Annotated in this window: 6 protein-coding genes; all 6 read left to right on the top strand. The window is 51.2% G+C overall.

What is annotated here, in order from left to right:
* Window positions 1–2,146, top strand: a 2,146-nt coding sequence (locus OB13_RS06040) for a patatin-like phospholipase family protein (protein WP_461489252.1), incomplete at its 5' end; no start/stop codon positions are given.
* A 133-nt stretch (window positions 2,147–2,279) separates the two neighbouring features.
* Window positions 2,280–2,765 carry a DUF4920 domain-containing protein gene (locus OB13_RS06035; protein WP_461489251.1) on the top strand — a complete coding sequence of 162 codons (486 nt, stop codon included), beginning with the start codon at window positions 2,280–2,282 and terminating at the stop codon, window positions 2,763–2,765.
* Between the two features lie 177 nt (window positions 2,766–2,942).
* Complete coding sequence (ligA, locus tag OB13_RS06030) at window positions 2,943–4,955, top strand: NAD-dependent DNA ligase LigA (RefSeq protein ID WP_461489250.1); 2,013 nt, start codon at window positions 2,943–2,945, stop codon at window positions 4,953–4,955.
* Window positions 4,956–5,445: 490 nt separating this feature from the next.
* A complete protein-coding gene (locus OB13_RS06025; protein ID WP_461489249.1) occupies window positions 5,446–6,459 on the top strand; it encodes a sensor histidine kinase in 1,014 nt (337 codons plus the stop codon).
* 4 nt (window positions 6,460–6,463) lie between these two features.
* Window positions 6,464–7,198 (top strand): LytR/AlgR family response regulator transcription factor, encoded by a 735-nt coding sequence (locus tag OB13_RS06020; RefSeq protein WP_461489248.1) that lies wholly within the window; start codon window positions 6,464–6,466, stop codon window positions 7,196–7,198.
* 166 nt (window positions 7,199–7,364) lie between these two features.
* On the top strand, window positions 7,365–8,234 hold the full coding sequence (gene dapA / locus OB13_RS06015; protein WP_461489247.1) for a 4-hydroxy-tetrahydrodipicolinate synthase: 870 nt from the start codon (window positions 7,365–7,367) through the stop codon (window positions 8,232–8,234).
* Window positions 8,235–8,454 lie beyond the last annotated feature (220 nt).

The following is an 8,454-nucleotide window of genomic DNA, read 5'->3' as shown; positions in this document are numbered from 1 at the left end:
CGACTATATCGTGGGTACTTCCATGGGAGGTATAGTGGGGGCCCTGTATGCGGCGGGTTACTCCCCTTCCGAGATCGAATACCTCATCAGTACAGAAGCTTTTCAGGCCTGGGCGACCGGCAAACCCGAGCAAAACTATACCTACAACTTTGCCTCTCCCGACCCCAACCCCTCGCTGCTGAAACTGCACATCTCCGTGGATTCCACCTTTCAGGCGAGCCTTACCTCAAACCTGGTCAATGATGCCTCGCTCAACTTTGCGCTGGCACAGCTGATGTCCCAGCCTGCTGCCCGTGCCAATTACGACTTTGATAAGCTGATGGTGCCTTACCGCTGTGTGGCAGCCGACATTTTTACCCAGCAGCAGGTGGTCCTGCGCAGGGGCCAGCTGGCAGACGCTGTCCGGGCTACGCTCACGGTGCCGCTCTTCTTCAAGCCCATCCGGATAGAGAAACGCCTCCTCTACGACGGAGGCCTGTACAATAATTTTCCGGTGGATGTGGCCAGAAATGATTTTAACCCGGATGTCATCATCGGCGTGAACGTGTCCTCCAAGATATACAGCGAGTACCCCTATGACAAAGACGAATTTGACCTGGCCCACACCCTGCTGTATGCCATGATGTCCAACTCCGACTCTACTGCACTCAGCAGCAAGGACGTATACCTGCAGCCGGATGTTGGCAACCTCACTTCACTTGATTTCAAAAACGTCAGTGAGCTTTTTGACGCCGGCTATACCGAAACCATTTCGAAGCTGGAGCAGCTACAGCAAAAGATCAGCAGGCGCACCACCCCCCAGCAACTTGCGGCCCGAAGAGATAACTTCAGAAGTGGGTTTCAGCCGCACATCTTCCAGAGTGTGGAGGTAAAGGGACTGAAAGGAAATCAGAAAAGCTTTGTAGAAAAGTTCTTCCGCAGTGCCAGCGACAGCCTCTACACCATGCAGGAAGTGAAGACGGGCTATTACCGGCTGGCAGCCATCGACAATTTCAGGAGCCTCTACCCCAGCATGCTCTATGACCCGAAAAGCAGGCATTACGACCTAGTGCTGGATGTAAAAAAAGAAGACGGGTTGAAACTGGTCCTGGGAGGCGTACTGGCTTCACGCCCGATCGATAACATTTATGCAGGTATAGAATACAGCCTGCTCGGAAAGCAGCTCTATACCTTTGGCGGCAGTTTTCACACAGGCCGATTTTACCAGGCGGCCCAGCTGCGCATCCGCACCGACGTTCCGGCCCGGATCCCCTACTATGTAGAGCCAAGTTTTACCTACAATAACTGGAATTACCTCTCCACAGCCGGCTTTCTGCTGGAACGTAACAAGCAACCTTTCATAGAGCAGGCAGATCGGAGTTATGCCCTGAATGTCGGGTTTACCAATACTTACAAAGGCAAACTCGTACTCAGTACGGCTTATACCCAGACCATCAACCGCTACAGCAACCGGCTCGACATCCAGAGTTCGGACACGCTCGACCGGACGGATGTAGATGCCTTTACGGTAGCCAGCACCTTTCACCGCGGAAACCTTAACCGGAAGCAATACCCATCGGGAGGACGAATGTTCACCGCTTCCGCACGGTATGTCAATGCAACAGAAAAACATGAACCGGGCTCTACGGCAGTAGTAGAAGGCAACAGAAACCTGCAGCACGAGTGGTTCTATGGCAGGCTGCTCTTTGAGGACTTCCACGGGGAAAACAAACACCGCTTCGGCTACAGGCTGGAAGGCGTCTTATCCAATCAGCCCTTTTTACGAAATTACCGCTCTACACTCACCACAGCCCCCGCCTTTCATCCGCTCTCCGACAGCAAAACCCTGTTCCTGGACCGCTTCCGGGCACACCAGTTTGTAGCCGGCGGACTGCAGTACATCTACCTGGCTACCCCCCGACTCGAGTTCAGGGCCGAGGGATACGTGTTTCAGCCCTACAAACCCATCCTGCAGAATGAGGAGCAACAGGCTTATTATGGGGATGCACTCACCGGTACCGGATTTGCGGCATCGACCGCCATTGTATTCCATGGGGTGCTGGGTCCTGTCGCCCTGAACCTGAATTATTACAACGATGATGCAAAAACATGGGGCGTCTTGTTTCATATTGGGTTTCTGCTCTATCAAAACCGGGCATTAGAGTAGGAAAGCATTCATACACACCCTTTTATGTATATGCGGAAGCACCACTGAATAGGACGAATCCCTGACCAATCATTTTGTCTTTTACAATATTAATTTGCTATATTTGACCAAAAATCCGGTTAATTCCGTTGGTATGATAAGACTATTCGTGCTTTTACTCGCAGTTGCTGCGCTCTCCAGCTGTTCCCAGTCCAAGACTGAAACAGATGCTTCTGTAGCCACAGCTAAGCCCAACAGTTTTGGTGCTTCCTTTGCAGAAGAGAACGTCCTCTCTGTCACCCAAATGAAGCAGGCAATGGCAGGGCAGGACTCTTTACAAGCCACCGTGACAGCTGAAGTGGTGCAGAGCTGCCAGTCCAAAGGTTGCTGGATGGACGTGAAGCTGGAAGATGGCAGCACCATGAAAGTAACGTTCCGCGATTATGGCTTCTTTTTACCGGTAGAAGACCTGGCTGGAAAAACGGTCGTGTTTACAGGTATAGCCAAACAGGAAGTGATATCCGTAGACGATCAGCGCCACTTTGCTGAAGATGCCGGAAAGTCAGCTGCCGAAGTTCAGGCCATCAATGCGCCCAAAGATGAGCTTCGCTTTGTAGCAGACGGTGTGATACTGAAATAACGACTATTACGCTATATCAAAAAAGGCTGCTCTGTGGGCAGCCTTTTTTGATGCCTGGTCCACACCGACTTAGCATTTTTTTATAATCCGGGCCGATATTTCAGTTCCTTTCCCGTTCCTATACTTGGCTACATAGCCTGAATTTGATATTTTTACAAGAGTATAATTACACACCCTATGGCATTAGAGAAAGAACCTGCTGCTGAGATACAGGAGCTCACCCAACGTATAAACTACCTCAATTACCAATATTACCAGAACAGCATCTCTGAAGTATCCGACTACGAGTTTGACATGATGCTGGAACGGCTGCTGAAGCTGGAGGAACAATTCCCGGAACTGCGACAGCCCAACTCCCCGACCACCCGCGTAGGCGGCACCATTACCAAAAGTTTCAAAACGGTTTTTCACAAGTATCCCATGCTCTCTTTGAGCAACACCTACTCAGAGGAAGACCTGCGGGAGTTTGACAAGCGGGTGCGCAAGGTGGTGGGCGACGAGGTCGAGTACGTGTGCGAACAGAAGTTTGACGGAGTGGCCATCAGCCTCACCTACGAGAACGGCACCTTTGTGCAGGGAGCTACCCGCGGCGACGGTACCCGGGGCGATGACATCACATCCAATGTGCGCACCATACACGATGTGCCGCTACAAGTGCACGGCCAGGATTTTCCGCCGCTTTTTGAAGTACGGGGCGAAGTCTTTCTGCCTTTGCAGGTCTTTGAACAACTGAATACCGAGCGCGAAGAGGCTGGCGAACAGCTGCTGGCCAATCCGCGCAATGCAGCTTCCGGCACATTGAAACAACAGGACTCCGCCATCGTGGCCAGTCGCAAACTGGGCTGCTTCTCCTATGGCTTTATGAGTGCGCCCAACCCCTTTGATACGCACTCCGAAAGCCTGCAGGCAATCCAGAAATGGGGCTTTAAGGTATCAGATACCTGGCGCAAGTGCAGCTCCATTGAGCATGTACTCGCTTATATTACCGAGTGGGAAGCCAGGCGGCATGAGCTGCCGATCGCTACGGACGGTGTGGTCGTGAAAGTTAACAGTTATGCCCTGCAGGAAGAGCTCGGCTATACCGCCAAAAGTCCCCGCTGGGCTATTGCCTATAAATATCCGGCTATGAGTGCCATGAGCCAGTTGCTGGACATACAGTACCAGATAGGCCGCACCGGAGCTGTTACGCCGGTGGCGCTGATGCAGCCTGTATTGCTGGCAGGCACGGTGGTAAAACGCGCCTCGGTGCACAATGCCAATGAGATACAGCGCCTCGACCTGCGCCTGGGCGATACGGTATTTGTAGAGAAAGGCGGCGAGATCATCCCCAAGATCACAGGTATAGACCTGAGCAAGCGCCCTGCTGACAGCATACCGATCGCATACCCTACCCACTGCCCTGCCTGCGGCACACCGCTGGTCCGGTCTGAAGGCGAAGCCAACTACTATTGCCCCAACGAAAAGGAATGTGCCCCGCAAATACAGGCGAAGCTGGAGCATTTTATTTCCCGCAAAGCCATGAACATCGACGAACTCGGCCCGCGGACGATTGAGCAGTTGTACAAGGCTAACCTGGTGCGTAACGCCGCCGACCTGTATGACCTTCGGTTTGAGCAGTTGGTCGTGCTGGACCGCATGGGCGAAAAATCAGCCAATAATATTCTCAAGAGCCTTGAAAAATCAAAAGAAAGGCCTTTTGACAGGGTTTTGTTTGCGCTGGGTATTCGCTTTGTGGGCAGCACGGTTGCCAAAAAACTGGCGGACTATTTTCCGGACATCGAAGCGCTGCAGAGCGCTATTCATGCCGAATTGATCGCGGTCAATGAGATCGGAGACCGTATCGCACACTCCCTGTTGCAGTACTTCCAGGACCCGGAGCATCTGAAACTGATAGAGCGCCTGAAAGCATCCGGCCTGAACTTTAAATCCGATAACGTGGCCCCCGCCCTGGAAAGCGATCAGCTGGCAGGTAAGACGTTTGTGATATCCGGTGTTTTTGAGAGCGTGAGCCGCGATGAGTTGCAAAGCATCATCGTCAGCCACGGAGGCAAGGTGGTCAGCTCCATTTCGGCGAAACTCTCCTACCTGGTGGCAGGCGATAAAATGGGCCCTTCCAAGCTGGAAAAAGCCAATACGCTGGGAATTACCATACTCTCGGAAGACCAGTTTTTGCAGATGGTCACGAAATAGCCAGCCCTATACCTGAAAAAGAATCGCCGGCCTGAAAACAGGCCGGCGATTCTAATTAACAAACAAAAACAAACATTCTAAACTTAACTTTTACTTTGCTGCTGCTTCAGCCTAACAGGTATAAGTATCCAGGTCCTATACCTCCTCTGCCCTAGGGTATACCTGGCTGAGGGATTAGTTGCTGCGCTGCTAACTCTACAAAAGGACGCAATATTTCAGATAAATAAAAATGTATTAGACGAACAGCAGGAAACACTATACCAACGACAAGCCAGACTCCAGAACCTGTTTGTCCGGTAAAAAGTAGCCTTCATAGAACGGATCGTTGGCTTGGTATAGACTCCTCCGGGCTATACCTGTTAAACCTGAATATTTGCTTATCTTTCATTGTACAAGCAGGGCTGGTGCCTGAAAAACAACCGGTTGCATACAGCTCCTGCCACCACTTAAACACAAGCGTTTGAATACTTTTGCTCTGCCTGAATTCTCTATGAAGAGACGGTACCGGTTAGCGATCCATGTAGCGGCCTGGGCTTTTTTTGGCGCCTGGATCTTTTATGTGCAGTTTCAGCGTGGCCTTACCCTCAACAAGGCCATTGACTCGCTGGTGGGCCTGAGTTTTGCTATGCTCATCTTCTACTTCAACTGGTACGTGCTAATTCCCAGGTACCTGGCCCGTAACCGTATCCTGCACTACATCGCCATGATCCTGGCAACGCTCATAGCCGTGGCCATTGTGCGCTCGCCGCTGGACTTTTATGTATTCCGGGAGTTCAACCCAAGCATGCAGGTGCTCTACTCCTACGAGCGGATTCTCAGTTACCTGCTGGCAGGCCTGATTGTGGTTTTTATCAGTTCGGCCCTGAAAGTGACGGGCAACTATATCCGCAACGAGCAGCGCAACAAGGAGCTCGAAAACCAGAAACTGACGGCAGAACTCAACTTTCTGAAGTCGCAGGTCAACCCCCACTTTCTCTTTAACACGCTCAACAACATCTATTCGCTGGCCTACAAGCAGTCCCCTGAAACGCCGGATGCCATCATGAAGCTCTCACTCCTGATGCGTTACATGCTCTATGAAAGCAACGATACGCTGGTGAGCCTGGAGAAAGAAGTGGACCACATCCGCAACTTCATAGACCTGCAGAAGCTGCGCCTCCGGGAACAGGCCGGCATCCGCTTCCAGGTGGAGGGCAACCTGGCCGGCAAACAGATTGCCCCGATGCTGCTGATGACGCTGGTCGAAAACGCCTTCAAGCACGGCCTGGTAAGCCGCAATGAAATCGGCATTACGATGGATCTGAAAGTTGAAGACGACTCGCTTCTCTTCAGCACCATCAACAATACCAGCAGCCACAAAAAGCGGGAGTTTGGCGGCATCGGTTTGCAAAACCTGCAACAGCGACTTAACTTGCTATACCTGAACCGACACGAAATCACTTTCGAAGAAAAAGAAGGCACCTTCTACGCATCACTCAGACTATACTTCCAACCAAAAAAATAAAACTATGACGATCCGCTGCCTTGCCGTAGACGATGAGCCCCTCGCCCTCGACATCATCGAGAGTTACGTGAGCAAACTTCCTTTTCTAAAGCTGGTCAGGACCTGTTCGAGCGCCACCGAGGCCATGCAGGTCCTGCAGGAAGAGCAGGTCGACCTCATGTTCCTGGACATCGAAATGCCGGAGCTGACCGGTATACAGTTTCTCAACATCCTCAAGCACCAGCCGCTCATCATCTTTACGACGGCCTATCCCGATTATGCCCTCGAAGGATTTAACCAGGATGCCGTGGACTACCTGCTCAAGCCCATCCCCTTCGATCGCTTTCTGAAGGCCGTGACCAAGGCGCAGGAACGGCTGCAGCGCATTGCCAAGCCCCACGAGCAGCCTGCTATACCTGCAGCACCTCAGGCTGCCGAGAATGAATTCATGTTTGTAAAAGCAGATTATAAAACCGTACGCGTTGACTTCCGGGATATTCTCTGGATCGAAGGACTGAAGGATTATATTATCATACAGACAAAAGACCACAAAATCATCACGCTGCTCTCGATGAACAAGGCCATGGAAAAGCTGCCGGAGTCCCGGTTCCTGCGCGTGCACCGCTCCTTCATCGTAGCCCTACAGAAAATAGACAGCATCGAAAAAAGCCGCATCCGTATCGGCAACAAAGAAATTCCGATCGGCGAAGTATACAAAGACCAGTTCCTGAAGTGGGTAGAGGAAAACAATATTCAGTAAGCACTAAACAGGGATCAGTTAACATCTTTTAATTCTCTTACTATTTATTGGCTACTGATTCTTGGTAATTGTTTACTGTTTACTGATAATTGTTCACTGTTAACTGTTCTTCTGTTTGCAGATTCCGATTCATAATTCGAACTTCGTACTTTGATATGCTTATACGATGATTCAGAATACATTTAGCGGAACAGGCGTTGCCCTGGTTACCCCTTTTACGAGCAACCTGGCGGTAGACTACGACGGGCTGCGCCAACTACTTGACTTTACCCTGGATGGTGGCGTAGACTACCTGGTCATTAACGGCACCACAGGCGAGTCTGTCACCACCACAGCTGCTGAGAAAGCCGCGATCCTTTCCTTTATAAAGAAACACGTAAATGCCCGTGTCCCATTGGTATATGGACTGGGCGGCAACAATACACACGAGGTAACCGAGGCCATTGCCGGCACGGATCTGGAAGGTATAGCCGCTGTGCTTTCCGTAAGTCCTTACTACAACAAGCCTTCCCAGCAGGGCATTTACCAGCATTATGTGCAGGTAGCAAATGCCTGCCCGGTGCCGGTTATTCTTTACAACGTACCTGGCCGCACCGGCAGCAATATGACTGCGGAAACGACGATCCGGCTGGCTGCCCATGACAACATCATCGGTATAAAAGAAGCTTCGGGCAACCTGGAGCAATGCATGGCCATTGCCAAGCACAAACCTGCCGACTTCCTGCTGATCAGTGGCGATGACCTGCTTACGCTGCCGATGATCACTTTCGGAGCTGTCGGGGTGATCTCGGTACTGGCCAATGCCTTCCCCGAAAAATTCAGCCGTATGGTTCGTCTCGGACTCGAATACAAGTTTGACGAAGCGTCCAAACTGCTGCATGATTTTATAGACATCAACCCCCTGATGTATGAAGAAGGCAATCCGGTGGGTGTCAAAGTATTGCTGGAGCGTTTTGGCGTATGCACGCCTGCCGTTAGGTTACCGCTGGTAGAAGCTTCTGCGGGGCTGAAAGACAGAATAGACAAGCAACTGTAACAGGTATAGCTCCTTTTTCCGTACAGGATACAACTGAAAATTCAGCGTAGCAGAAGGCCGGTCGTCCCGGCCTTCTGTTTTTTAGCCGCCAATTTATTTGCTGTAGGTTTCAGCTGAATTTTCTCTATATTAGCTTTCTTATATTTACGAGCCTGATTACTATGCGTCACCCGCTGTTTCTCCTCCTGCTTTTGAGCCTGGCTGCCTGTAACTCTACCCC

It is taken from the genome of Pontibacter sp. HJ8 (assembly GCF_054824225.1).
This window is presented reverse-complemented; position numbering and strand designations above follow the sequence as displayed.